Raw genomic sequence first — 23,745 nt, forward strand, 5'->3', positions numbered from 1 at the left:
GGCGGGACGGACGCCGCCGGTCAGAGCGGCAGGCCGAGGCCCTCGAGGCGCAGTTCGCTCCGGACGAGCTCCAGGAGCCGGCCCGTCCAGTTGCGTCCGTCGCGCTCACAGCCCCAGAAGTCCTCGAACGCGTCGGACCAGAGGGGCCGCCAGTGGATCCGGGCCGTCCCGGTGCCGGTCAGGACGGCCGCAAGCTCCGGATGCTGCCGGTACTTGGCCCGCAGCAGCGCCGCCATCACCGCCGTCCGCGCCTCGGCCGGCGGGTCGATCGCCGCGTACGCCTCGCTCACCGACGCGTACGTGGCGTCCCCGACCCGGATCGGCGCCGGCCACTCGTTGCGCAGCACCGCGAGCCCGGGCGGTTCCGGTGCCCCGGTGGCGGGCGGCCACGGCGCGAGGACCACCGTCGGGTGCTCCTCCGGCTCGGGCTCCGGACGCCCGAACCGTGCCGGGCACTCGCGGGCGTCGCCCCACTCCTCCTCGAAGTAGTCGAGGGATTCCCGGTACTGATCGGGCGTCACCTGCTCGCCGATGCCCATCGCCAGGTCGTACAGCGGCCCGTCGCCGACGGAGTGGTCGGCGAGGGCGGCATGGCGCTCGTGTTCCGGGATCTGCTCGTACGCGGCCCTCAGCGCGGCCCGCCGCTCCTCGGTCGGCTCGACGCGGAACGCGTCGACGGCGTGCCAGGCGCGCTGCACCGCATCCGGTCGGCCGTTGAGCTCGTCGATGTCGTCACGGACCTCGGCGATCAGCGACTCGGGCGTCAGCGGATGGGAGAGCACCCGGCCGAACTCCCATTCCACCGTTTCGAACACGGCCGCCCGCATGCCGTCCTCGAACCGGGTGACGACGCGGCCGCGCCGGACGTCGGCGGCGAACTCCTCCAGCGTCACCAGCCCCCAGCAGTCGATCAGCCCGTCCGCGTAGATGCCGAGCTGGACCAGGTAGTGGTGGTCGCCGTTGCGGAGGAACGCCGGGCGGGAGACGCCGTCTATCCGTTCCCCGTCGACGATGCGGTGGATCTTCGGCTTGCTCACCGGAGGAGTGTAGGCGTCAGCCCTCCGAGCCCGCCGCGGCGGTCGGCACGAGGTCGAAGTCCCAGGTGTGACGCTTGAACTCCTTGAGGAAGTCCGGATGGTCCTCCCACATCCGGGCGATGCCCCGCAGGACGTCCCAGTTGTGCTCCAGCGCCTGGTCGATGACACTGCGCAGCTTCGGATCGGCCGTCGCCCGCTGCGCGGCGAGCCCCTTCACCGCCGACGCCGCGGCGACGGCGTTCCGCAGCGCGCGCAGGGCCCGCGAGGTGTCGTCCATCCCGAACCCGTGGTCGCTGCCGTTGGCGGGATCGAAGACCGGGGTGAGCCGTGCCTCGATGAAGGCGGTGATCCGCTCGAAGTGCTGGGCGTCCATCGGGCTCTCCGTCTCCTGCCGTGCCGCCGGGCGGCGCACGTCCATCCTCGCGGGGCTGCGCCGACCCCACGTCGGCGCAGGTCACAGGATAACCAGCGGCTCAGGCGCGCTGATCCAGGAGTTCCTGGAACGAACTCATACAGGGCGCGCAGTGCCGGTCGGTGGTGTCGCGGTCGGCGGCGTGCTCCGCCGGGAGGGACTCGCCGCACAACGCGGTCGCGCGGTCCTTCGCGGCGATGTGCCAGACGAGGGTTCCGTCCGGCGGGGCGGTGCCGACGTGCATTTCGTACATGGCCGTCTCCGGGATTCGGCGGACGCTTGACTCCTCCAGTGGACCGGTCCGACGCCCGACGCACGTCCCGTGCGGGGCCGTTCGGGTGGCGTGCGTCCGGGTGCCCCGGCCGTCCGCCGGACGGGTGAACGCCCGGGCCGTGCGGCACGGGCCGGCCGATGCGGCGCCGTGCGGCCGGAGGGACGCCCCGCACCTCACGCGATCCGCGCCGTGCGGGAACCGGTCGCCGGCCGGCGGCCGGGCGCGCACTGTGCCACAACCCCTCGCGGGACGCCGTGTCGAAGTGTCGTACGGGGCCCGGGCGCGGCGCTCAGTACAGGGCGGCCTCGATGCGCTCGGCGAGGTCCAGGACGTGCTCGGAGCCGAGACTCCAGCCCTGGACGACCGTCTGCCGGCGGGTGCGGACGAGGAGCACCGCGCCGTGCGGCATGGGCTCCACCGTCAGCAGCCGCTGCGGGCACTCCGCCACGGCGGTGAGCGCGTTGGCGCGGTCCAGCAGGCTCGGGTCCGCGTTGAGCCGGGCCACGACCGCCGCCTCCCCCTCGAAGACGGAACGGCCCGCCCGGCCGGGGCCCTGCGGCGCGCCCAGGGCGAAGCGCGCGGCCACCGGGGCGAGCAGCGGCACGGCATACACGAGATCGCCGAAGGCGTCGGCGTCGAGGACGGGCGTGACGGGCACGGCGGGGTCGTCGGGTTCCGCGGCGCCCGTGAGCGCGACGCGCAGTTCGAACGGGCGCGGCGCGGGCGCGTCGACGTACACGTAGCCGTGCGTCGGTGCGTCCGCGCCGCCGAAGTCCTCCCGCGACGGCAGCAGACTGTCCGCGGGGACCCCGCTGCTGCCCGCGGGGAGCGGCATGGCGGGCGGGGCGTGGGTGAGCCCGAGTTCGTCCCGCAGTGCGCGGGCGATGTCGTCGGAGGGCGGCTTGCGCAGAAGTGCGGCCATGAACGTCCCCGTGACTGTGTGTCGGAACTGGGTGTCCGGACCCCCACAGTATGAGGTTGTTGATTGTGCAACGGTGTTGTTTTCCGGAAGAACGGCCGAATCGTCGAACGACCGCCCGGGGCAGGCGTGTCGGCGGGGAACGGGAGCGGCCCCGCTCCTCGGTGCGAGGAGCGGGGCCGTCGTCCGGCGCTTCCGTGGTCAGTCGCGCTCGGCGTTCTTGGCCTTGATGCGGGCGGCCTCCTTGCGGGTCTCCGCCTGCGTGGCGCGCTCCTTCTGGAGCCACTCCGGATTCTCCGCCTTCAGCGCCTCGATCTGCTCGGTGGTGAGCGCCTCGGAGACGCCGCCGCGGGCCAGCCCGGAGATCGACACGCCGAGCTTCGAGGCGACCACGGGCCGTGGGTGCGGGCCGGTGCGGCGCAGCTCGCGCAGCCACTCCGGCGGGTCGGCCTGGAGCGCGGCGAGCTCCGAGCGCGAGACGACGCCCTCCTGGAACTCGGCGGGGGTGGCCGGCAGGTACACGTTGAGCTTCTTCGCGGCGGTCGCCGGCTTCATCGTCTGGGGGGTGTGCTGCGCTGTCATGCATCGAGAATATCGAGCATGTGCGCTGGTCCCGACCACGCCCGGTAGCCTGGACCGGTGACCGGCTCGGAAGAAACCCCCTCGTTCCGGCTCGCGTACGTCCCCGGTGTGACCCCCGCGAAGTGGGTCCGGATCTGGAACGAGCGCCTGCCCGACACCCCCCTGATCCTGACCCCCGTCGCCCCGGCGGACGCGCTCGGCCTGCTGCGCGAGGGCGGGGCGGACGCCGGGTTCGTGCGGATGCCGGTGGACGGGGAGGACCTGAGCGCGATCCCGCTGTACGTCGAGGCCACGGTCGTGGTGCTGCCCAAGGACCACCTCTTCGCCGCGGTCGAGGAGCTGGCCGTGGGGGAGCTGGCCGACGAGATCCTGCTGCACCCGCTCGACGACACCCTCGGCTGGGAGCGCCCGCCGGGGAAGCCCGCCTTCGAGCGTCCGGCGACGACGGCCGACGCGATCGAGCTGGTCGCGGCGGGCATCGGGCTGCTGGTCGTGCCCCAGTCCCTGGCCCGGCTCCACCACCGCAAGGACCTCACGTACCGGACGCTGACCGGTGCCCCGCAGTCGCAGATCGCCCTGTCCTGGCCGAAGGAGGAGACCACCGACCTGGTGGAGGACTTCATCGGCATCGTCCGCGGCCGGACGGTGAACAGCTCCCGGGGCCGCCGCCCGGGCCAGGACGAGCAGAAGCCCCGCGCGGCGAAGCCGAAGGCGGCGACCGGGCGGAAGCCCGCGGCCGGGAAGTCGGGCGCGGGGAAGTCGGGCGGCCGTTCCGCCGCGGGGCGCGGCGGACGCGCGGGCGGCGGCGGTACGAAGGGCGCGAAGCCCGGGAAGCCGCGCCGCCGCTCCTAGCGGATCGCGCCTCGGCCGAGCGGCAGCAGCTCCGGCCTCTTGGCCGTACGGCCGTCCCCCGAGGACCGGCCGCGCAGCCGGCGCACGAGCCAGGGGCCGAGGAACCCGGCCGCCCAGCTCAGCTCGTGCGCCGCCGCGCGCAGACCGGTCGGTACCGTCATCGGCGGCAGCGGCCGGGTCCAGGTGTCGTCGCTGCCGGGCAGCTCCAGGGCGTGCGCCAGGGCGGCGGCGATGCGGTCGTGCCCGAGGGGCGCGGCGTGGAGCCGGTCGTCCGCCCACATCCGCGGATCCGTGGTGGCCTCCTGAAGCGCGGTCTCGGCGACCACGACGCCGTGCCGTCCGGCCGCCGCGCGGATGCGGTCGTTGAGCTCGTACACCCGGGGCGCCAGCGGTCTGGCGAGCGGGGTGATCCGCCCGATGTCCGGGAACGTCACGGTGGCCACGTCCGCACCCGCGGACCGGAGTGCGGCGAACATCTCCTCCAGGTGCCCGGCGACCTCGGCCGCGTCGAACCGCGGCCGCAGGATGTCGTTGACGCCCGCGACGACCGTGGCCAGATCGGGGCGCAGTGCCAGGGCGGGGCCGAGCTGTTCGGCGCGCACCTGACCGGCCAGTCGGCCACGGACGGCGAGATTCGCGTACGTGACCCCGGGCGCGGCCGCGTCCAGGCGTTCCGCGAGCCGGTCGGCGAAGCCGCGCAGACCCACGACGTCGTCCCCGTCGCCGAGCCCTTCCGACTGGCTGTCACCCAGTGCCACATAGCGTCGGTACACATTGCTCGCCCCGGACATCTCCCCCCGCCTTCCCATTCCGGTCTCACCTGTCGCCGACGATACACGCGGATGCGAGTATTCGCATTGTTGAGTATGTAGTCCTCCGCGGTCCCTCGGGCGGCTCAACGGTTACGGTGTTCCGGTCCGATGATCCTTCCGGAGGGAACGGCGTGACCATGTCCGACGAGTCGACCCAGGCCGACGAGCCGCAGGTGCTCCTGCGCACCGAGGGCCGCGCCGGGTTCGTCACCCTCAACCGGCCGCGGGCGATCAACGCCCTCACCCACGCCATGGTGCGGCGCATCGACGAGGCGCTGACCCGGTGGGAGGACGATCCCGCCGTCGAGACCGTGGTCATCGAGGGGGCCGGCGGGCGCGGGCTCTGCGCGGGCGGCGACATCCGCGCCATCCACGCCGACGCCCGCTCCGGTGGTACGGAGTCGATCGGTTTCTGGCGCGACGAGTACCGGCTCAACGCCCGGATCGCCCGCTACCCCAAGCCGTACGTCGCGTTCATGGACGGGATCGTGATGGGCGGCGGTGTCGGGGTCTCGGCCCACGGCTCCGTGCGCGTCGTCACCGAGCGCTCCCGGGTGGCGATGCCCGAGACCGGGATCGGCTTCGTGCCCGACGTCGGGGGCACCTACCTGCTGAGCCGCGCGCCCGGCGAGCTGGGCACCCACCTGGCGCTCACCGGCACGCCCGTCGGCGCGGCGGACGCCCTGCTCGCGGGCCTCGCGGACCACTACGTACCGGCCGAGGACCTGCCGGCACTCGCCGCCGAGCTGACCCGCACGCCCGCGCACGAGGCGGTGGCCGCGTACGCGCGGACCGCACCGCCCGGTGTGCTGGAGGAGCGGCGGGAGTGGCTCGACGCCTGCTACGCGGCCGACACCGTCGAGGCGATCGTGGAGCGGCTGTACGAGGTCGGCACGCCCGACGCGAAGGAGATCGCCGGCACGCTGCTGGCCAAGTCGCCGACCGCGCTCAAGACCACGCTGGCCGCGATCCGCCGCGCGCGCCGGGCGGACTCCCTGGAGACCGTCCTGACCATGGAGTTCCGGCTCTCCTGTGCCGCGCTGGCCTCCGCCGACCTGGTGGAGGGCATCCGCGCGCAGGTCGTCGACAAGGACCGCGAGCCGCGCTGGTCGCCGGCCACCCTCGCGGAGGTCACCGACGAGGACGTCGCGCGGTACTTCGCCGTCCCGGCGGGCGGCGACCTGGGGCTCTCCGCCCCGGCCTGAACATGCCGCCGGCCCTCCCGTGGGGAGGGCGGGAGGGACGGCGCGGCCCCGCCTCCGCGCGGACGCAGGGCGGGGCCGAAGGCTCCTCGCAACTCGGGGGACTGCCAGGCGCCGTGATCAGCATGGCACCCGCCGCCCCGCCGCAACAGACTCGTGCAAGGACGAGTCATCGGCATATGCCGGCCGCGGTCGGACGGCCCTTGGCCGACTCACCGGAAGCCCCTTCGTCGACTCAGCGGAAGCCCTTTCGTCGACTCGCCGGAGGCCCCTTCGCCGACTCGCCGGAAGCGCTTCGCCGCCTCACACCTCCGCGACCAGCGCATACCGTTCGTCGTCCACGGGACCACCCCACAGCTCCGCCTCCCCGCTGAGCGGCTCGATCCGCAGCGCGGACACCAGCGGCCGTACGGCGGCGGACAGTTCGACCGCGGTCACCCCGCCGTGCCACGGCAGCGACGCCGCCCCGGTGACGTACGGCACGCCCTGCTCGCCGGCCTCGCGCCATCGGCCTTCCACGAGGACCAGGCGCCCGCCCGGCCGGAGCCGCGCCACCCACTCCCGCAGCGCCGCCGCCGGATCGGGGAGCGTCCACAGCAGATGCCGGCAGACCACGGCGTCGAAGCGCGCCGCGTCCGTCGGCGGCCGCGCCGCGTCGCCGGCCAGGAAGCGGGCCGGCAGCCCGGCGTCCCGGAGCTTCGCCCGGGCCTGCTCCACCATGCGCGGCGCGAGGTCGACGCCGGTGACCCGATGCCCGGCACCGGCGAGCAGCAGGGACAGCGAGCCGGTGCCGCATCCCACGTCCAGGACGTCGAGCCCGCCTCCGTGCTCCCGCGTCCCCACCCAGGGGAGCAGGCGGGCGGCCCAGGCGGCCCGGGTCCGCCCGTCCCGAAGGCCGTGGTCGGGCTCCTCGTCGAAGGCCGCCGCGGCGGCGTCCCAGTAGGCGCTGATCTCAGCGGTGTGCTCGCTCATCCGCCCCATCCTGCCCCGCGCCACTGACAACGCAGGCCGGAGCAGGGCCGGTTACCGGAACACCGCCGCGTTCCTGGCCGCCCACTCCGCGAACGGGCGCGGGGCTCGGCCCAGGACCCGCTCGACGTCCGGGCTGATCCGCTGCTCCGCCGGTGTCGGGGTGCCGAGGATGTCCAGGGTCGTCTCGACGACCGGCTCCGGCAGGAACCCGATCATCTGCGCGTGTGCCTCGGCGCGGGTCTGCGCGACGAAGCGGATCGGCTCGCCGAGGGCGTCGGCGAGGGCGGCGGCCCGGTCCCTCGGGGTGCTGAGGACCGGTCCCGTCAGCTCGTAGACCCGGCCCGCGTGTCCCGACTGCCGCAGCGCCGTCGCGCCGACCTCGGCGATGTCGTCCGGGTCGATCACCGGCAGGCCGGTGTCGGCGAACGGCGCGGCGATCTCGCGCCGGGCGCGTACGGACTCGACCCAGGCGAAGGAGTTGGAGGCGAAGCCGCCGGGTCGCAGGATCGTCCACTCCAGCCCCGAATCCCGTACCGCGTCCTCGAACCGGAGGGCGACCTCGCCGTGCGAGGCCGAGTCGGGCCGGGTCGCGACCCCCTGCGAGGACAGCAGCACGATCCGGCGGACGCCGCCCGCCTTCGCTGCGTCCACGAGGTCCCGCGGACTGAGCAGATGCGCGCTCGCTCCGCCGCTCTGCAGGAACACCGCGTCCGCCCCCTCGAACACCGGGCGGAGCCCGTCGGCGTCCGCGAGGTCCGCCGGCACGTGCCGGACACCGTCCGGGACGTCGGCCGCCGTGACGCCGCGCGAGGTGGCGGTCACCCGCTCCCCGGCGGCGTCGAGGATCCGTACCACCGCGCGTCCCACGTTGCCCGTTGCACCCGTCACCACAAACACAAGGAACTCCCAGAAATAGAGGCGGGGTTGCACCCGCATCGGCTATGCCCGGACGCTAACAGTGGGCGCATAGTAGGTACCTAGAGGAAAGTGACCCACCGAGAGGGAAGTGCCTGATGACGGAAGCGTGGGGGAAGCAGTCGCCGGACGCGGATCCGGAGTTCGCCTGCCGGGTCAGCCCCGTCGTCGACATCGTGTTCAGCCGGTGGACCACACCCATCCTGTGGACCCTGCACGCACGCGGCCGGATGCGCTTCGTCGAGCTGCAACGGCACATCGGCCGCATCACCCCCAAGGTGCTGACCCAGCGGTTGCGGCAGATGGAGCGGGACGGCCTCGTCGTGCGCACGTACCACCCGGAGGTCCCGCCCCGCGTCGAGTACGAGATCAGCGAGCTGGGCCGCAGCCTCGCCCCGCTCTTCGCCCAGCTCGCCGAGTGGGGCGACGGCCATCTGGGCCGCGTGGAGGCGGCCCGCGAGGCGTACGACGCGGCCGACGGACCCCGATGAGCGGCGTGAACTGCGGCGACAGGTTCTTACTTACTTGGGGGTAGGCTCGCGCGCACCCCTTGTTGTACGGTCCGTCTAACAAGCAGGGGGTCGGAGCGTGGGCGTCGCTCCGGCCACCCGGCCGCGCCCTGACGTACACCGTCGAGCCGAGGAGCCGCAGCATGGCCAGCAGCACCGTCCGCCCGGAGACCGCGAACCGGGACCACGCGGAGCACGAGGAGCACGCCGTCGCGCGCCGCCTGCTCGCCTCCGCCGCGATCCTCGCGTACGACCCGGCCACCGAGGTCGACTGGGACACCCCGCTCGACAAGGACTTCCACGGCGCCAGCCCCGAGTGGTGCTCGCTCTACGGCACCGCGTACTGGAACGAGATGACCGAGGAGCAGCGCAAGGAGCTGACCCGGCAGGAGGCCGCCTCGGTCGCCAGCACCGGCATCTGGTTCGAGATGATCCTGCAGCAGATGGTGCTGCGCGACATCTACGCCAAGGACCCGACCGACGCCAAGTTCCAGTGGGCGCTCACCGAGATCGCCGAGGAGTGCCGGCACTCCATCATGTTCGCCCGCGGCGCCGCCAAGCTCGGCGCCCCCGCCTACCGGCCGCCCCGCTACGTCCTCGAACTCGGCCGCGCCTTCAAGACGCTGGCCTTCGGCGAGGCCGCCTACGCCGCCATCCTCGTCGCCGAGGAGGTCCTCGACGTGATGCAGCGCGACTGGATGCGCGACGAGCGCGTGGTGCCCTTCGTCCGCACCATCAACAACATCCACGTGGTCGAGGAGTCGCGGCACATGAAGTTCGCCCGCGACGAGACCCGCAAGCGCCTCGCCGGTGCCGGCCCCGTGCGCCGCCGGCTGCAGGCCTTCGTCGTCGCCGTCGCCTCGTACTTCATCGTCACCAGCATGGTGAACAAGAAGGTCTACGACAACGCCGGACTCGACACCGAACGCGCCCTCGCCGAGGCCCGCGCCAACCAGCACCACAAGTCGATGATGCGGTCGAGCTGTTCGGGGCTGATGGACTTCCTCGCCTCCTGCGGCCTGCTGACCCGGCCCGCGCTCGCGTTCTACAAGCGCGCCCACCTCATCTGACCCCGCCCCGAGAGCCGATCCGAGCGACGCCATGACCTACGCCATCACCCAGACCTGCTGCAACGACGCCACCTGCATCGCCGTCTGCCCGGTCAACTGCATCCACCCCACGCCGGAGGAGCGGGCCTTCGGCAGCACGGACATGCTGCACATCGATCCCAAGGCATGCATCGACTGCGGCGCCTGCGCCGACGCCTGCCCGGTCGACGCGATCTTCCCGGTCGACTCCCTCACCGGCCCCCTCAAGGAGTACGCGGCGATCAACGCGGCGTACTACGACCAGGAGGGATCCGCACCGGAGCCCGCCGACCACGGGCCCAACTTCCACGCCTGGGGCGAGCCGTCCTTCTCCCGCGTGCTGCCCTCCGACTTCGCGCCGCTCCGGATCGCCGTCGTCGGCACCGGCCCGGCCGGCATGTACGCCGCCCAGGACCTGCTCCTGCACACCGACGCCGAGGTCACCCTCGTCGACCGGCTGCCGGTCGCCGGCGGTCTGGTCCGCTACGGCGTCGCCCCCGACCACCCCGCCACCAAGAAGGTCGGCGAGACCTTCTCCCGCTTCCACGACCACCCGCGCGTGCGCATGTACCTCGGCCTGAACGTAGGCGACGACATCACCGCCGAGGAACTCGCCGCGCACCACGACGCCGTCGTCTACGCCGTCGGCGCGTCCACCGACCGCAGCCTCGGCATCCCCGGCGAGGACCTGCCCGGCAGCCTCTCCGCCACCACCTTCGTGGCCTGGTACAACGCGCACCCCGAGGTCGCCCCGGACGCCGTCGACCTGAACGCCGAACGGGTCGTGGTGGTCGGCAACGGCAACGTCGCCCTCGACGTCGCCCGCATCCTGCTCGCCGACCCCGACGCCCTGGCCCGCACCGACATCGCCGACCACGCGCTCGCCGCCCTGCGCGCCGGCAAGGTCCGCGAGGTCGTCCTGCTCGGCCGGCGCGGCCCCGAGGACGCCGCGTACACCTTGCCCGAACTGCTCGCCCTCAAGCACCTGCCCGGCGTGGACCTCGTCGTCGACGACCACGACCCCCGCATCGGCGCGGCCGTCGACACCGCCGGGCCGAAGGGCAAGGCAGCGGTCCTGCGCGACGTCGCCCGGGAGCCCGTCGACTGGAGCCGTCCGCCGGAGGAGGGACGCCGCCGGATCGTGCTGCGCTTCCACAGCACCCCGGCCGAGGCCCTCGGCGACGACCGGGTCCGCACCGTGCGCACCGACAGCGCCACCGGCGCCCGGGACATCGAGGCCGGGCTGCTCCTTCGCGCGATCGGATACCGCGGCGCGCCGTTCGCCGGTCTGCCGTTCGACGAGGCGACCGGCACCGTCCCGCACGAGGGCGGGCGGGTCGCCGGCCGGCCCGGCACGTACGTCGTCGGGTGGATCAAGCGCGGCCCCTCCGGCGGCATCGGCGCCAACCGCACCTGCGCCGCCGAGACCGTCGGCACCCTGCTCGCCGACGCCGTCGCCGGCGCGCTCACCGCCCCCTCGCCGGCGCACGACGCGAAGTCCTTCCACCGCCTCGTCCGCAAGCGCGCCGACCACCTCGTCGACGCCCGCGGCCTCGGCGCCATCGAACGCGCCGAGACCGCCCGGGGCGCCGCCGACGGCCGCCCCCGCGTCAAACTCGCCACGGTCACCGACCTGGTGGCCGCCGCCAAGCGGCGCAACCGCTGGAGCCTCGTCCGCTAGGGGGTGTCCGGCCCGGACGCGTACCCGACCGGTCCGCGAGGAGACCGCCGAGTGACAGCCACCGTACGGCGCCGCGCGTCGTACGGTGGCTGCTGTGCGTACGGGCGCGCGGGGCGCCGAGGGGCAGGAGACGGGACACGTGACGGAGCGGGATCGGGAGCGGCGGGTCCGGGAGCTGCGGGCGCGGGCCCAGTCGATCGGCGGCGGCGTCCGCGAGGCAGACCCGGCAGCGGTCGTCGGCCGGGTCTTCGCCGTCCAGGCGCAGGACGCCGTCGCCGCCCGACTCGGCATCCGGGCCCGCGGCAGCGCCATCGGCCCGGAGGCGATCCGCGCCGCCTACGAAGACGAACGGAGCATCGCCCGCGGCTGGTTCATGCGCGGCACCCTGCACACCGTCCCCGCGGCCGACGTGCGATGGCTGCTCCGGCTGCTCGCCCCGCGCCTGCTGAGCACCGGCGAACGCCGGTACCGCGAACTCGGCCTAGACGCGACCCTGAGGGAACGTGCCGACGCGACTCTCCGGCGCGCCGTCGCCGACCACGGACCGCTGACACGCGCCGAGTTGACGGAACGTCTGGTACCGCTCGGTGTCGACCCGGTCGGGCAGGCGGCGTTCCACCTGATCCGCCATGCGGCCCTGCGCGGGATCCTCGTCCACGGGCCCGAGCGGGCCGGCGAGGCGACGTTCGTCGCGCTCGGCGACTGGCTGCCGGGCTCCGGTGAGGAGCCGGCCCCGGAGACCGCCGCAGCCGAACTGGCCCGCCGCTATCTGCGGGCGTACGGGCCCGCCGACGTCACCGACTTCGCCGCCTGGTCGGGGCTGCCCGTCGGTCAGGCGCGTACGGCGTGGCGCGCACTGGCCGCGGCCGGGGCAACGGCCGCGTACCAGGGGCTCACCGCGCTCGCCGGCGCCGGGGCCGACGACGGATCGGTCACCGACGGCCCGGACGTGCGCCTCCTGCCCGCGTACGACAACTACCTCACCGGCTACCGCAGCCGCGCGCTCTCCGTTCCCGCCGCGCACGAGCGTGCCGTCTGGCCCGGCGGCGGCGTCCTGCGGCCCACCGTGACCGTCGACGGTCTCGCCGTCGGAACCTGGACCCGGCAGGTCAAGGCCGCGACGGCGGAGGTGCACGTCGAGCCCTTCGAGCCACTGCCCGCGGCGGTGCGCGCCGCGCTCGCCGTCGAGACCGCAGCCGTCCGCGGGTTCCTGCGCGCGGAGTAGAACCACGGAGCGTCACAACGGCCTTTAGCGCAAGGGCTCTTGCGCGGCCCGCGTCCGCGTCTCTACTCTCCCCGGCAATGGTTAGGAAACTTTCCTGACCTCCACTCGCCCCACTCTTCCGACCCCCATGAAGGAGTTGTGATGCGACGTCACGGGATAGGGCTCCTGGCCCTCGCGGGCCTCCTCGCGGTCCCCCTCACCGCTCTGCCGCACCAGGCCGGTGCGGCCGACAGCCTGGTGTCGTCCGGCCGGCCCGCCACCGCCTCGTCCGTCGAGGGCAGCGGCTTCGGCGCCCCCCTCGCCTTCGACGCCGACCCGGCGACACGGTGGGCCAGTGCGGAGGGCGCGGACCCGCAGTGGGTCCGCGTCGACCTCGGCTCGAACCACACGATCTCCCGCGTGAAGCTCGATTGGGAGGCCGCGTACGGCAAGGCGTACCGGATCCAGACCTCCGCCGACGGCTCCACCTGGACCGACGTCTACGCGACCACCACCGGCGACGGCGCGACCGACGACCTCACCGTCGCCGGCACCGGCCGCTACGTCCGCATGTACGGCACCACCCGCGGCACCCCGTACGGCTACTCCCTCTGGGAGTTCGAGGTCTACGGCAGCCCCACCGGCACCGGCGGAGGCGGCGGCCCGGCCGTCCCGTTCGGCAGCCGCACCCAGCCGTACGCCGCGGGCATGCTCCGGCCCTCCGGCTCCCCGGCCACGCTCGACCAGAAGGTCGTCGCGTACTACAACAACTGGAAGTCGGCCTTCGTCCGGCAGAACTGCGGCAACGGCTGGTACCAGGTGATCTCCCCGGACGCGGACCATCCCTACGTCGCCGAGGCACAGGGCTACGGCATGGTCATCACCGCGACGATGGCCGGGGCCGATCCGAACGCGAAGAAGATCTTCGACGGTCTGGTCAAGTGGAAGATCGACCACCCCTCCTCGATCAACCCGAACCTGCTCGCCGCCGAACAGGACTCCTCCTGCCGCAGCGTCAACGGCGGCGACGGCGCCACCGACGGCGACATGGACGTGGCGTACGGACTGCTGCTCGCCGACCGCCAGTGGGGGAGCAGCGGCACCTACAACTACAAGGACCTGGCGATCAAGCACATCAACGCCATCAAGAAAGACGAACTCAACGCGTCCACCCGGCTGTTGAAGCTCGGCGACTGGAGCAGCCCCGGCGACCGGTACTACTACGTCAGCCGGACGTCGGACTGGATGGTCGACCACTTCCGCGCCTTCCGGAAGGCCACCGGCGACACCACCTGGGACGCGGTCCGCACCGCGCACCAGACCCAGATCGCCCACCTCCAGTCCACGTACGCCCCGAGCACGGGCCTGCTGCCGGACTTCGTCGTCGACACGAACACCGCGCCCAAGCCCGCTCCGGGCCAGGTCCTGGAGGACCCGAACGACGGCGCGTACTGGTGGAACGCCTGCCGCACCCCCTGGCGCATCGGCGACGACGCCGTGACCAGCGGCGACGCCGAGTCCCTCGCGGCGGCGCGGAAGCTCAACTCCTGGATCAAGGGCAAGACCGGCGGCGACCCGAGCAAGATCGCCATCGGCTACGCGCTCAACGGCTCACCGCTCTCCTCCGGCAGCGACGCCGCGTACGTCGCGCCGTTCGCCGTCGCCGCGATGACGGACGCCGGCAGCCAGCGCTGGCTCGACGCACTCTGGAACAAGATGCTGGCCACCCCGATCCAGACGGACAGCTACTTCGGGGCGAGCATCCAGCTCCAGACGATGATCACGGTCACCGGCAACCACTGGGTCCCGTAGGAGCGACGATGTGCTGACACGCTTCCCGCCCGGCCTCGTCCACCCCCGTGCGACGAGGCCGGGCGGGAGCACGTCAGGCCACCCGGTGCACCGCCACGCCGAGGGCGAGTGCGGCGGCGGACATGGCCAGTGCGCCGAGCGCCCCGCCCAGCTGACGGTCACCCACCCGAAGGTGCGCGCCGACCGCCCCCACGAAGAACAGGACCAGCCCCACCCCGGCGGCCGTCCCGAGCACCGGGACCGCGAACCCGGCCAACAGCCCCAGCGACCCTGCGCCGAGGCACACGCCGAGCGGCGCCATCCACGACCGGGGGACGCTCAGCCGGTCCGCTTCCTCGGCGATCGACGGATGTCCGGCGAGGTCGAGATACGCGCCGTACGCGAGCACGATGGCGGCGAGGACGGTGACGACGGCGTACAGGGCGAACAGCACGGGAACCTCCAGGCAGGATCGAGGGGCACACCGGCGGGCCGGATGAGCCGCCCGCCGCCCCTCCACCACCCTGTGCGGTCCGCCGTTTGCGGGTCCAATACCCGTATCCATAACCTGGCGGCATGGATGTGGACACCCGGCTGCTCCGCTACTTCGCCGCCGTCGCGCAGGAGGGCAGCCTCACCCGCGCCGCCGAACGGCTCTACGTGTCGCAGCCGGCCCTGACCAAACAGATCCGGCAGCTCGAAGCGCTCCTCGACGTCCGCCTGTTCACCCGCTCGAAGTCCGGCATGGCGCTCACCGAGCCCGGCCACGCCCTCGCCGCCGGCGTGCCCGGCCTGCTCGCGGACTGGGAGCGGGTACGCCGTGAGACGCGGAACGCGGCCTCGCGCGCGGCGCGCGTCCTGCGCGTCGGCTTCCTCGCCAGCGCCGCCAACGAACTCACCCCGCGCATCACGGCCGCCCTCCGTCAGCGCCGGCCGGACTGGCGGGTCGAGATGCGCCAGGCCCCGTGGTCCGATCCGACCGCCGGTCTGGCCGCCGGGGACGTCGACGCGGCCCTGCTCCGGCTGCCCTTCCCGGGACAGGACCGGATGCGCACGGAGGTCCTGCTGACCGAGGCCCGCTGGGTCGTCCTGCCCGCCGGCCACCGGCTGGCCGACCGTACCGAGATCCCCTTCCGCGAGCTGTGGGACGAACCCTTCGTCGCCGCCCCCGGCGAGACCGGCGCCTGGCAGGACTACTGGCTCGCCGTCGACGCCCGCGAGGGACACCCCGTCCGCATCGGCGCGGTCACCGAACACCCCGACGACTGGCTGACCGCCATCGCCAACGGCTACGGCATCGCCCTCGCCCCCGAATCGGCCGCCCGCTTCTATCCCCGCCCCGGCCTCGTCTACCGCCCCGTCACCGGCGTCACCCCCACCAGCGTCGCCGTGGCCTGGCCCCCGACCGCCGACGCGGACCCCCTGATCCAGGACTTCGTCGCCTGCTGCCTGTCTGAGCGGGCGGACGGCATTCAGTGAGCGGCGATCGGCAGGAGATCGCTCTCGCTGACGGTGTACGTCAGGAGCGGGTAGACGAAGTCCGTCTCGTTGTTCTCGCGGCGCCGTAGTCGGTAGAACTCGCGCCGCTGCTCTTCATCTGCCGACGTGAGGCGCGCCCCCTGCGGGAGGAAGGCATGTCCGTCGCGGAATCGGACGAAGGTCTTCGAGGTGCGAAAGGTGACGCCCAGCCATGGGTTGTCCGGTGTCGGGACAGGCTTGTCACATACGATCTTGTGCCTGAGTCGCCTATTCGATCCGACGGAGAACGCGACGACACCGTGGTGGACGAGGGGGACCTCGAACCTCTCGGCATCGGACCCTTTGGACTCGAGGATCAGTCTCCTCGACGGGCCTGCTTCGGGATGTTGGTAGCAGGAGAAGACGGCGATATACGAATCGTCGGCCAGGTCGAGGGCCTGGTCGGAATGACTGCCCATGGTGGTGTAGGCGTTCGTGTAGGTCTCGATGAGCGCGTTGTTGAATCCGACCGAAAGCGCCGCACGCTCTTCAACCTGTCTCGCCAACCGTTCGTGCACCGCCCGGAAGCGCTGCGTCGGGTTGCTGTAGCGCGTGGTGGTACGGACGAGCGGCACGCCGCCCGCCTCGTCGACCTTGGTGAGCGTGGCGCCTCGCCGGCCCTTTCCCACCTCTTCCAGGAGTGCCGACGCGGACAGCTCCGCAAAGAGATTCTCCTCGGCCGGAACAGTGCCCAAAATGATCTCGTCGGAGATCCTAGACCCGCGGGGCAACGTAGTCTCCCGTGTTCATGCTGAAGTGGAAATTGTCCCCGTAATCCATGAAGGACGAGGTCCGGTTCTCCTCGGAGTACATCCTGCGCAGTTCGTCCATGCCCTCCGGCGTGGGCGGCCCCAGCGGCACCGGATCTCCGGCCGTCTTGAGGAACGTGTGGCCGTTCTTGTGAACGGCTTCGGTGCTCGAACAGCGCACCACGTATCCCAGACGGGTCGGGAGCAGTCCGGCGTCCAACGCCGAGGGGCGGATTTCGTGCGTATACAGGCGGTTCGTGGACAGTGGCATGAAGAACACGGAGCCGGGGTAGAGGGTCACGCTGAAATGCGCAGGAAGTACGACCCCGTCGCGTTCTCCGGCCGGCTCCTTGAGGCGAAAGGTGAGTCTGGTCAGACCGCTGACACCCTTCACGCCGAAGTCGAAGGCGTCTTCGGCCAGAGGTTGCAGGTCGTCGAGCCGGTCATAGAACGTGCAGAAGGCCATGATGCCGTTGACGGGCATGTCCTTGGTCTTGTCGGCATGGGCCGAGATCTTCGCCTTGGACTGTTTGCGCCCGGTCGTGGCAGGGGTGTTGTGGTAGATCTGGGCGAGGACGTGATTCAGCGGTGCCTGGTTCCGGAAGACGGTGGCGGCCTCGCGGTTCAGCGCCTCGACGACGTGTGTGTCGGTCGGGCGGAAAGTCTCGGTCGGCCCCGAGAGATTCGTGGAGCACCGGAGCAGACGGAAATGCAGTTCGTCACCGCTTTGCGTGACGGGCGTCAGATAGATTCCGCTGCGATGAGCCGTTCCGGGCTTGGTGGATTCGGTCAGGGACTGGAAGGCATGCTCCGAGCTGATCCGTCCGAAGTGATCGGCGTCGAGGTCGAAGAAGCGGCGGTAGTAGACGCCGGCGCCGTGGACACGCAGGGGAACGCGGCCGAGGCCGACGACAGCCCAAGGTCCGTCGACGCCCTCGTGGTACCCGTGTGACAGCTCCCGGACGACGAACACCCGCGCGGCCGCCTGCAGTTGGCGGCTAGGCCTCCCGGATGCGTCGCCACACAGATAGACCGTCTTCCGCGCGAGGTCGAGAGAACCGGAAGCAAGTTCCTCCGGCGTGACCACGGACCCGAAGAAGTCCCTGATCACGTCGCTGTCCTGCAACGCTGAGGGAACGACCAGGACGTTGCCTGCATCCTCGATGCATGCTTCTGTCAACTCCGTCGTTTTCATCAAGCGGCACCCGCCATTCGCAGTTCCTGGTGAATCACCCGGAACTCGGAACCAAGGACATGGCAACGGCCCGTACACTCCCTTCGCGTGCGAAGCGCAGAAGAAAGTTGACGGACCGTTGAACCCTGATGTTCTCACGGGGGCCCGACAGCGGGCAACGGCCCTGCCGGCGCGGACGGAGCGGCCGTGCAGCGCCTCGGGCTCGGGTCGGGCGCGGTCATCGTTCGATGCCTTCGATGTCATCTCTGATACCCGTCTTCTGCCGTGGGCAGAGACAGGCATACGACGCGCAGCGACAGGTCAGCATCACCGTATGGGCGCACGCACACAGATCCGACGACTCGACCTCGGTTACTTCGTCCGGCCGGCCACCGAGACGGGCGGACCCGAGCCCCGGGTCGAGCCGGTCCACGCGTACCTGGTGCGGCACGCACAGGGCACGCTGCTGTTCGACACGGGCATCGGCGACGCCGGCCCGGCCACGGAGGCGCGCTACCGTCCGAGACGGCAGGACCTGCGGGACGCCCTCGCGACCGTCGGGGTCGGCCTGAGCGACCTCACGCTCGTGGTCAACTGCCATCTGCACTTCGACCACTGCGGCGGGAACCCGCTGCTGCCGGGCACACCCCTCCTCGTCCAGGCGGCGGAGCTGGCGGCCGCCCGCCGCGGCGGATACACCGCCGAGGCGCTGGTGGACTTCCCGGGCGCGCGGTACGAGGAGCTCCACGGCGAGGCGGAGGTGTGGCCGGGTGTACGGATCGTGCCCACCCCCGGCCACACCGACGGGCACCAGTCCCTCGTCGTCACGCGTCCCGACGGCGCCGTCGTGCTCGCGGGGCAGGCGTACGACTCCGCCTCCGAGTTCGGCGCGGCCCGCCTCGCCCGCCGGGCGGCCCACGACGGCGTCGCGCCGCCCCTGCCCGCGTACCGGCCCTGGCTGGACCGGCTCGCCGGCCTCGACCCGCGCCGCGTGTGCTTCGCCCACGACGACGCGGTCTGGGAGTCGGCGCCGGACGTCCACCGCCCGCCGCCGCCGTAGAACACGACCGGCCGACCTCACCCCTCGTACGGCAGCGGGAGTTCGCCCGACGTGGCCACCCCGGCGTACCACCGTGCGCTCGACTTCGGCGTCCGCTCCAGCGTGTCGTAGTCGACGCGGACCGCGCCGAACCGCTTCGCGTAGCCGTACGCCCACTCGAAGTTGTCCAGGAGCGACCACAGGAAGTACCCCTGTACGTCCGCGCCGTCCGCGATCGCCCGGTGCACGGCCTCCAGGTGGCCCTGCACGTAGGCGATCCGCTCCGGGTCGTCGACCGAGCCGTCCGGGCCGACCACGTCCTCGTACGCCGCGCCGTTCTCGCTCACCACGAGCGGCAGTCCGGGGTACCGGTCCGACATCCGGGTCAGCAGGTCGTACAGCCCGCTCGGGTCGACCCCCCAGCCCATCGCCGTCCGCTCCCCGGGCGCCCGGTGGAACGCCACCGCGTCCGCGCCCGGCCAGGGGGAGTGCGCGCTGTCGCCGTGCCCGTCGTCCTGCGGCTTCGCCTCGCCCTCGCCGACCGCCGAAACCACCGTCGGTGTGTAGTAGTTGATGCCCAGCCAGTCGAGCCGCTGCCCGACCGCCGCCTCGTCCCCGTCCCGCACGAACGACCAGTCCGTCAGGTGCGCGGTGTCCGCGAGCAGGTCCGCCGGGTAGCCGCCGTCGAGCATCGGGCCGAGCCAGACCCCGTTGCCGACCGCGTCGATCCGCCGCGCCGCCTCGCGGTCCGCGGCGGAGCCGGTCAGCGGGCGCACCTCGTGCAGGTTGAGCGAGACCGCCAGCTTGCCGCCCGACGGCAGCGCCGCCCGCAGCGCCTGGACGGCCAGGCCGTGGCCCAGGTTGAGGTGGTGGGCGGCGCGCAGCGCGGCCACCGGGTCGGTCCGGCCGGGCGCGTGGACGCCGGAGCCGTATCCCAGGAAGGCGCTGCACCAGGGCTCGTTGAGCGTCGTCCAGCGCTCGACCCGGTCGCCGAGCGCGCTCGCGAGCAGCGCCGCGTAGTCGGCGAACCGCTCCGCGGTCGCCCGCTCCGGCCAGCCGCCGCCGTCCTCCAGGTCCTGCGGCAGGTCCCAGTGGTACAGCGTGAGCGCCGGCTCGATGCCGGCGGACAGCAGCTCGTCGACCAGACGGCGGTAGAAGTCCAGGCCCTTCTGGACGGCCGGCCCCCGGCCGGTCGGCTGGACCCGCGACCAGGAGACGGAGAACCGGTAGGCGTCCAGCCCGAGCTCGGACATCAGCCGGACGTCGTCCTGGTAACGGTGGTAGTGGTCCACGGCCACATCGCCGGTGTGGCCCTCGAAGACCTTGCCGGGCGTGTGCGAGAACGTGTCCCAGATCGAGGGGGTGCGCCCGTCGGTCCGGGCCGCGCCCTCGATCTGGTACGCGGCGGTGGCGGCGCCCCACAGGAAGCCGGGAGGAAAGGACAGGGACCGGGTGGCGGCCGTGAGCGGCCGGGTCTCGGACGCGGTCATGGAAGAGCGCTCCCAACGCAGGAAGTACGGAAGTACGAAGTGAAAGAGGAGGAGACAGGCGGCGTCAGTTCTTGACGGCGCCGGCCGTGATGCCGCCGACGATGTGCTTGCCGAGCACCGCGAACACCAGCAGCAGCGGCACGGTGGATATGAGCGCGCCGGTGAGCACGACGGCCTGGTCGACGCTGTGATTCCCCGCGCCGAGGCCCGCCAGGGCGACCTGCAGCGTCGGATTGCCGTCGGGCGTCAGCGCGATGAACGGCCAGAAGAAGTCGTTCCAGGCCTGCACGAACACCAGCATCCCCAGCACCGCCATGGCCGGCCGGGCCACCGGGAACACCACGTGCCAGATGATGCGCAGGCTGTTCGCCCCGTCCATCCGGGCGGCCTCCACCAGCTCCACGGGCAGCGCCTCGACGAGGAACTGCCGCATGAAGAACACGCCGAACGCGGCGACCAGCGACGGCAGTACCACCGACTGGAGCTGGTCCACCCAGCCCAGGTCCGTGATGATCCGGTACAGCGGGATGACGCTGAGCTGCGGCGGAACGGTCATCGTCGCCACCACCAGCGCGAGCAGCACGTTCCGGCCGCGGAACGGCAGTTTGGCGAAGGCGAAGCCGGCGAGCGTGGAGAACAGCACCGTGGACAGGGCGACGAGGCCCGCGACCACGGTCGTGTTCACCAGCGCCTCGCCCATGTCCACCTGGTTCCAGGCGAACTCCAGGTTGTCGAGCAGCCGCGGGCCCGGCAGCAGCGGCGCCGGGGCCTCCACCACGCGCTCACCCGTGTGCGAGGCGGCGACGAGGTTCCAGTACAGCGGGAAGAGCGAGACCAGCGCGGCCAGGCCGAGGAGCACGTACGCGAGCGGCCCGGCGTGGTGCTGGCGGCCCGCGCCCCCGCGTCGCGGGGGCGTCGTCCGGGGGAGGGGCCGCCCCTCGGCCTGGGTCCGTGACTGCGTCTCCGTCTGTGTCTGCGTCATGCGCGGACCCCCGACTTCTTGCGTTGCGTACGGGCGACGAGGGCCTGGACCGCTCCGATCAGCAGCAGGAGCAGCAGCATGACCCATGCGACGGCCGAGGCCTGCCCCAGCGCGCCGGTGATCCAGCCCTTCTCGTACATCAGCAGGCTCAGCGTCTGGTACTGGTTGCCGCTGCCGCCGCTGATGCCGACGCTGCCGCCGTACAGCATCGGCTCGCCGAACAGCTGCGTCGCGCCGATCGTGGAGACGACGATCGTGAACAGGATCGTCGGCCGGATCGACGGGATCGTGACGCTGACGAACTGCCGCCAGCGCGAGGCCCCGTCGAGCGCCGCCGCCTCGTACAGATCACGCGGCACGGCCTGCATCGCGGCCAGGTAGATCAGCGCGTTGTAGCCGGTCCAGCGCCAGGTGACGATCGTCGAGATGGCGATCTGGGCGGGCCACTTCGACGCCTCCCAGTCGATCGGTCCGACGCCCGCCCACCCCAGGAAGGTGTTGATCATCCCGTAGTCGGGATTGAAGAGCTGGGCGAAGACCAGGGTCGCCGCGGCGATCGAGGTCGCGTACGGGGCCAGCACGGCCACGCGGAAGAACGCGCGGCCACGCAGGCGGTAGTTGAGCAGATGGGCCAGGCCCAGTGCCATGAGCAGCTGGGGCACGGTCGAGAGCACCCCGATGGTGAAGGTGTTGCCCAGCGCGTTCCAGAAGAACTCGCTGCCCGCGAGGTCCGTGTAGTTCTCCAGGCCCTTCCACTCGGCCTCGCCGCCGAGCTCCACCCGGTTCAGGGAGAGCCAGCCCGTGTAGATCAGCGGGAAGAGCCCGAAGGCGGCGAAGGTGAGGAAGAACGGGGCGACGAAGGCGTACGGCGTGGCCTTCAGGTCCCAGCGGTAGAGCCGGCTGCGCCAGACGGTGGTACCGGCGCTCACTGGTCGATCTTGTCGTCGACGAGCTTCTTGACGTTCTCCCAGGCCTTGGCCGGGTCGGTGCCGCGCTGCTCGATGTCCAGGATGCCGTTGTCCGTCAGGAAGGTCTTCACCTGGCCGTCCCAGCGGCTGATCGGCGCGGGCCGGATGCCGGCCGCGGCGGCCGAGTAGATCTGGCCGACGGGGGTGTCGCCGAAGTACGGCAGCTTGGCGCCCTGTACGGCCGAGGACGTGAGGGTGTCCTTGGTCGACGGGATGTTGCCGTTCACGCCGAAGACCTTCGCGTGCTGCTCGGGCGCGGTCAGCCAGGCGGCCAGCTCCGCGGCCTCCTTGACGTGCTTGCCGGACTTGGGGACGCCGAGGAACGAGCCGCCCCAGTTGCCGGCCACGGGCGGCGCGGCGATGTCCCACTTGCCCTGGTTGCCGGGGCCGGCCTGGTCCTTGATGATGCCGGTCATCCAGCTCGGGCAGGCGACGGTGGCGAACCGCGAGTTCTTGAAGCCGGCGTTCCAGGTGCCCTTCTCGTCGAACTGGCGCAGCTGCGCGGTCATCTTGCCCTGCGCCGCGGCGACGGCGGTGTCCCAGGCCTGCTTGACGCCGGGGCTGTTCTCCCAGTCGAGCTTGCCGCTCGGGTCGGCGTACTGGACGGCATTGCTGGACAGCACCGCGTTGAACAGGCCGCTGGCGGAGTCGTGGAAGGAGGTGCCGGCCGGGGCGTTCTTCGCATACGTCCGGCCCGCCTCCAGGAACTTGCCCCAGTCGCCGGCCCAGAGCTTGGCCACCTCGGCGCGGTCGGTGGGCAGCTTGGCCTTGGCGAAGAGGTCCTTGTTGTAGCAGATCGCCATGGGGCCGATGTCGGTGCCGAGGCCGATGACCTTGCCGTCGGTGGTGGTCGCCTGCTTGACCTTCCAGTCCAGGTAGGCGCCGAGGTTCGCGCCGCCGGTGGTGCCCAGGTCGGCCCACTTGCCGGCCATGGCGGGGCCGGTGGCCTCGGCGATGTAGCCGACCTCGAGGGCCTGGATGTCGGCGAGGCCGCTGTTGCGGGAGAGGCGCAGCTTGAGGGTGTCCCAGTACTTCTGGCCGTCGGCCACGTTCGACTCGACGATCTTGATGTTCGGGTGCAGCTTCTCGTACTCGGCGTAGAGCTTGGCGCCGGTCTTGTCGTCGTACCCGAAGGAGCCGAAGGTCCCGACCCGAAGGGTGATCCTGCCGTCCGCGTCCGCGGCGTCGTCGCCGCTGCCGCAGGCGGTGAGCAGGGCCGCTCCGGCGGCGAGGGCGGCCAGGGCGGCGGTCGCGCGGGTGGCGGTGCGGGCGGTTCCGCGGCCGGTGGGGCCGAACGGTCTGCGACCGGTGCTGGAGGTGCGCATGCGAGTCTCCTCGTCCGAGAGGTGATGCGGGTGGGGCCGGGAGCGCAGTTGATGATGGGAGCGCTCCCACGGCGTTGCCCGGAAGCGTCCTGCGTGTTCCGTGCAGGTGTCAAGAGGCCGGCGTGGATTCGTTTCGCGACGCGGCTCCGGTAGGGTGGCGGCTGTGTGGGAGCGCTCCCATGCGTCGGTCGGCCTCTATCGTTTGCTGACGACCGGCGCGGAGCGCGACACGGGACGAGGGGAGTACGAG

General features: G+C 72.2%; 24 protein-coding genes. 9 read left to right on the forward strand and 15 right to left on the reverse strand.

Going from position 1 to position 23,745, the window contains the following annotated elements; translation table 11 throughout:
• Positions 1-20: 20 nt before the first annotated feature.
• The 5 genes from ABZO31_RS32815 to ABZO31_RS32835 all read right to left on the reverse strand — a co-directional run bounded on the left by ABZO31_RS32815 (position 21) and on the right by ABZO31_RS32835 (position 3,224).
• Positions 21-1,037, reverse strand: coding sequence for an NADAR family protein (locus ABZO31_RS32815; RefSeq protein ID WP_406864974.1), 1,017 nt, complete (start codon positions 1,035-1,037; stop codon positions 21-23).
• A gap of 16 nt (positions 1,038-1,053) precedes the next feature.
• Positions 1,054-1,410: a hypothetical protein gene (locus ABZO31_RS32820; RefSeq protein ID WP_406864975.1), complete on the reverse strand. Its 357-nt coding sequence runs from the start codon at positions 1,408-1,410 to the stop codon at positions 1,054-1,056.
• A 100-nt stretch (positions 1,411-1,510) separates the two neighbouring features.
• On the reverse strand, positions 1,511-1,702 hold the full coding sequence (locus ABZO31_RS32825) for a hypothetical protein (RefSeq protein ID WP_406864976.1): 192 nt from the start codon (positions 1,700-1,702) through the stop codon (positions 1,511-1,513).
• Between the two features lie 310 nt (positions 1,703-2,012).
• Positions 2,013-2,645, reverse strand: coding sequence for a hypothetical protein (locus ABZO31_RS32830; protein ID WP_406864977.1), 633 nt, complete (start codon positions 2,643-2,645; stop codon positions 2,013-2,015).
• Positions 2,646-2,843: 198 nt separating this feature from the next.
• Complete coding sequence (locus tag ABZO31_RS32835) at positions 2,844-3,224, reverse strand: DUF5997 family protein (protein ID WP_406864978.1); 381 nt, start codon at positions 3,222-3,224, stop codon at positions 2,844-2,846.
• A 57-nt stretch (positions 3,225-3,281) separates the two neighbouring features.
• On the opposite strand from ABZO31_RS32835, the gene ABZO31_RS32840 reads away from it, so the two are divergent.
• Positions 3,282-4,076, forward strand: a complete 795-nt coding sequence (locus ABZO31_RS32840) for a LysR family substrate-binding domain-containing protein (RefSeq protein WP_406864979.1) — start codon at positions 3,282-3,284, stop codon at positions 4,074-4,076.
• Here ABZO31_RS32840 and ABZO31_RS32845 read toward each other — a convergent pair.
• Positions 4,073-4,867, reverse strand: a complete 795-nt coding sequence (locus ABZO31_RS32845) for an SGNH/GDSL hydrolase family protein (protein ID WP_406864980.1) — start codon at positions 4,865-4,867, stop codon at positions 4,073-4,075. The genes ABZO31_RS32840 and ABZO31_RS32845 overlap by 4 nt on opposite strands.
• A 158-nt stretch (positions 4,868-5,025) precedes the next feature.
• On the opposite strand from ABZO31_RS32845, the gene ABZO31_RS32850 reads away from it, so the two are divergent.
• Complete coding sequence (locus ABZO31_RS32850) at positions 5,026-6,093, forward strand: enoyl-CoA hydratase/isomerase family protein (protein ID WP_406864981.1); 1,068 nt, start codon at positions 5,026-5,028, stop codon at positions 6,091-6,093.
• 300 nt (positions 6,094-6,393) lie between these two features.
• Here the strand turns inward: ABZO31_RS32850 and ABZO31_RS32855 are convergent, their stop codons facing one another.
• Together ABZO31_RS32855 and ABZO31_RS32860 are read right to left on the reverse strand one after the other, a co-directional pair.
• Positions 6,394-7,062 (reverse strand): class I SAM-dependent methyltransferase, encoded by a 669-nt coding sequence (locus tag ABZO31_RS32855; RefSeq protein WP_406864982.1) that lies wholly within the window; start codon positions 7,060-7,062, stop codon positions 6,394-6,396.
• Between the two features lie 51 nt (positions 7,063-7,113).
• Entirely contained in the window at positions 7,114-7,959 is an 846-nt protein-coding gene (locus ABZO31_RS32860; RefSeq protein WP_406865557.1) for an SDR family oxidoreductase, read from the reverse strand.
• A gap of 116 nt (positions 7,960-8,075) precedes the next feature.
• Between ABZO31_RS32860 and ABZO31_RS32865 the strand changes: the two genes are divergently transcribed.
• From ABZO31_RS32865 to ABZO31_RS32885, 5 genes are all read left to right on the forward strand, one after another.
• Positions 8,076-8,468, forward strand: a complete 393-nt coding sequence (locus tag ABZO31_RS32865) for a winged helix-turn-helix transcriptional regulator (RefSeq protein ID WP_406864983.1) — start codon at positions 8,076-8,078, stop codon at positions 8,466-8,468.
• 161 nt (positions 8,469-8,629) lie between these two features.
• The gene (locus ABZO31_RS32870) at positions 8,630-9,556 is read left to right on the forward strand and encodes an AurF N-oxygenase family protein (RefSeq protein ID WP_406864984.1); all 927 of its coding nucleotides are present in this window, start codon (positions 8,630-8,632) and stop codon (positions 9,554-9,556) included.
• Between the two features lie 31 nt (positions 9,557-9,587).
• Positions 9,588-11,255 (forward strand): FAD-dependent oxidoreductase, encoded by a 1,668-nt coding sequence (locus ABZO31_RS32875; protein ID WP_406864985.1) that lies wholly within the window; start codon positions 9,588-9,590, stop codon positions 11,253-11,255.
• A gap of 139 nt (positions 11,256-11,394) precedes the next feature.
• A complete protein-coding gene (locus ABZO31_RS32880) occupies positions 11,395-12,480 on the forward strand; it encodes a winged helix DNA-binding domain-containing protein (RefSeq protein WP_406864986.1) in 1,086 nt (361 codons plus the stop codon).
• A gap of 141 nt (positions 12,481-12,621) precedes the next feature.
• The gene (locus tag ABZO31_RS32885; RefSeq protein ID WP_406864987.1) at positions 12,622-14,271 is read left to right on the forward strand and encodes a glycosyl hydrolase family 8; all 1,650 of its coding nucleotides are present in this window, start codon (positions 12,622-12,624) and stop codon (positions 14,269-14,271) included.
• A 73-nt stretch (positions 14,272-14,344) separates the two neighbouring features.
• Here the strand turns inward: ABZO31_RS32885 and ABZO31_RS32890 are convergent, their stop codons facing one another.
• On the reverse strand, positions 14,345-14,704 hold the full coding sequence (locus ABZO31_RS32890; RefSeq protein WP_406864988.1) for a DoxX family protein: 360 nt from the start codon (positions 14,702-14,704) through the stop codon (positions 14,345-14,347).
• A 122-nt stretch (positions 14,705-14,826) separates the two neighbouring features.
• On the opposite strand from ABZO31_RS32890, the gene ABZO31_RS32895 reads away from it, so the two are divergent.
• Positions 14,827-15,729, forward strand: coding sequence for a LysR family transcriptional regulator (locus ABZO31_RS32895; RefSeq protein ID WP_406864989.1), 903 nt, complete (start codon positions 14,827-14,829; stop codon positions 15,727-15,729).
• On the opposite strand, the gene ABZO31_RS32900 is transcribed toward ABZO31_RS32895, so the two are convergent.
• On the reverse strand, positions 15,723-16,499 hold the full coding sequence (locus tag ABZO31_RS32900) for a hypothetical protein (protein WP_406864990.1): 777 nt from the start codon (positions 16,497-16,499) through the stop codon (positions 15,723-15,725). The genes ABZO31_RS32895 and ABZO31_RS32900 overlap by 7 nt on opposite strands.
• Positions 16,483-17,712, reverse strand: coding sequence for a hypothetical protein (locus ABZO31_RS32905; protein WP_406864991.1), 1,230 nt, complete (start codon positions 17,710-17,712; stop codon positions 16,483-16,485). Before ABZO31_RS32905 ends, ABZO31_RS32900 begins: the two co-directional genes overlap by 17 nt.
• A 313-nt stretch (positions 17,713-18,025) precedes the next feature.
• On the opposite strand from ABZO31_RS32905, the gene ABZO31_RS32910 reads away from it, so the two are divergent.
• Entirely contained in the window at positions 18,026-18,751 is a 726-nt protein-coding gene (locus ABZO31_RS32910) for an N-acyl homoserine lactonase family protein (RefSeq protein ID WP_406864992.1), read from the forward strand.
• Positions 18,752-18,768: 17 nt separating this feature from the next.
• On the opposite strand, the gene ABZO31_RS32915 is transcribed toward ABZO31_RS32910, so the two are convergent.
• From ABZO31_RS32915 to ABZO31_RS32930, 4 genes are all read right to left on the reverse strand, one after another.
• On the reverse strand, positions 18,769-20,220 hold the full coding sequence (locus tag ABZO31_RS32915) for a GH1 family beta-glucosidase (RefSeq protein ID WP_406864993.1): 1,452 nt from the start codon (positions 20,218-20,220) through the stop codon (positions 18,769-18,771).
• Positions 20,221-20,284: 64 nt separating this feature from the next.
• A complete protein-coding gene (locus tag ABZO31_RS32920; protein WP_406864994.1) occupies positions 20,285-21,202 on the reverse strand; it encodes a carbohydrate ABC transporter permease in 918 nt (305 codons plus the stop codon).
• Positions 21,199-22,131, reverse strand: coding sequence for a carbohydrate ABC transporter permease (locus tag ABZO31_RS32925; protein ID WP_406864995.1), 933 nt, complete (start codon positions 22,129-22,131; stop codon positions 21,199-21,201). Before ABZO31_RS32925 ends, ABZO31_RS32920 begins: the two co-directional genes overlap by 4 nt.
• Complete coding sequence (locus tag ABZO31_RS32930; protein WP_406864996.1) at positions 22,128-23,495, reverse strand: ABC transporter substrate-binding protein; 1,368 nt, start codon at positions 23,493-23,495, stop codon at positions 22,128-22,130. Before ABZO31_RS32930 ends, ABZO31_RS32925 begins: the two co-directional genes overlap by 4 nt.
• Positions 23,496-23,745 lie beyond the last annotated feature (250 nt).

It is taken from the genome of Streptomyces solicamelliae, from assembly GCF_045348655.1.
GTDB lineage: Bacteria > Actinomycetota > Actinomycetes > Streptomycetales > Streptomycetaceae > Streptomyces > Streptomyces solicamelliae.

What these genes read in the sequence shown, in the direction of transcription:
- ABZO31_RS32855 (WP_406864982.1), bottom strand. Translation starts at nt 7,062, where the DNA reads ATGAGCGAGCACACCGCTGAGATCAGCGCCTACTGGGACGCCGCCGCG.
- ABZO31_RS32885 (WP_406864987.1), top strand. Translation starts at nt 12,622, where the DNA reads ATGCGACGTCACGGGATAGGGCTCCTGGCCCTCGCGGGCCTCCTCGCG.
- ABZO31_RS32920 (WP_406864994.1), bottom strand. Translation starts at nt 21,202, where the DNA reads ATGACGCAGACACAGACGGAGACGCAGTCACGGACCCAGGCCGAGGGG.
- ABZO31_RS32930 (WP_406864996.1), bottom strand. Translation starts at nt 23,495, where the DNA reads ATGCGCACCTCCAGCACCGGTCGCAGACCGTTCGGCCCCACCGGCCGC.
- ABZO31_RS32865 (WP_406864983.1), top strand. Translation starts at nt 8,076, where the DNA reads ATGACGGAAGCGTGGGGGAAGCAGTCGCCGGACGCGGATCCGGAGTTC.
- ABZO31_RS32870 (WP_406864984.1), top strand. Translation starts at nt 8,630, where the DNA reads ATGGCCAGCAGCACCGTCCGCCCGGAGACCGCGAACCGGGACCACGCG.
- ABZO31_RS32830 (WP_406864977.1), bottom strand. Translation starts at nt 2,645, where the DNA reads ATGGCCGCACTTCTGCGCAAGCCGCCCTCCGACGACATCGCCCGCGCA.
- ABZO31_RS32895 (WP_406864989.1), top strand. Translation starts at nt 14,827, where the DNA reads ATGGATGTGGACACCCGGCTGCTCCGCTACTTCGCCGCCGTCGCGCAG.
- ABZO31_RS32835 (WP_406864978.1), bottom strand. Translation starts at nt 3,224, where the DNA reads ATGACAGCGCAGCACACCCCCCAGACGATGAAGCCGGCGACCGCCGCG.
- ABZO31_RS32820 (WP_406864975.1), bottom strand. Translation starts at nt 1,410, where the DNA reads ATGGACGCCCAGCACTTCGAGCGGATCACCGCCTTCATCGAGGCACGG.
- ABZO31_RS32875 (WP_406864985.1), top strand. Translation starts at nt 9,588, where the DNA reads ATGACCTACGCCATCACCCAGACCTGCTGCAACGACGCCACCTGCATC.
- ABZO31_RS32910 (WP_406864992.1), top strand. Translation starts at nt 18,026, where the DNA reads ATGGGCGCACGCACACAGATCCGACGACTCGACCTCGGTTACTTCGTC.
- ABZO31_RS32915 (WP_406864993.1), bottom strand. Translation starts at nt 20,220, where the DNA reads ATGACCGCGTCCGAGACCCGGCCGCTCACGGCCGCCACCCGGTCCCTG.
- ABZO31_RS32850 (WP_406864981.1), top strand. Translation starts at nt 5,026, where the DNA reads ATGTCCGACGAGTCGACCCAGGCCGACGAGCCGCAGGTGCTCCTGCGC.
- ABZO31_RS32825 (WP_406864976.1), bottom strand. Translation starts at nt 1,702, where the DNA reads ATGTACGAAATGCACGTCGGCACCGCCCCGCCGGACGGAACCCTCGTC.
- ABZO31_RS32845 (WP_406864980.1), bottom strand. Translation starts at nt 4,867, where the DNA reads ATGTCCGGGGCGAGCAATGTGTACCGACGCTATGTGGCACTGGGTGAC.
- ABZO31_RS32905 (WP_406864991.1), bottom strand. Translation starts at nt 17,712, where the DNA reads ATGAAAACGACGGAGTTGACAGAAGCATGCATCGAGGATGCAGGCAAC.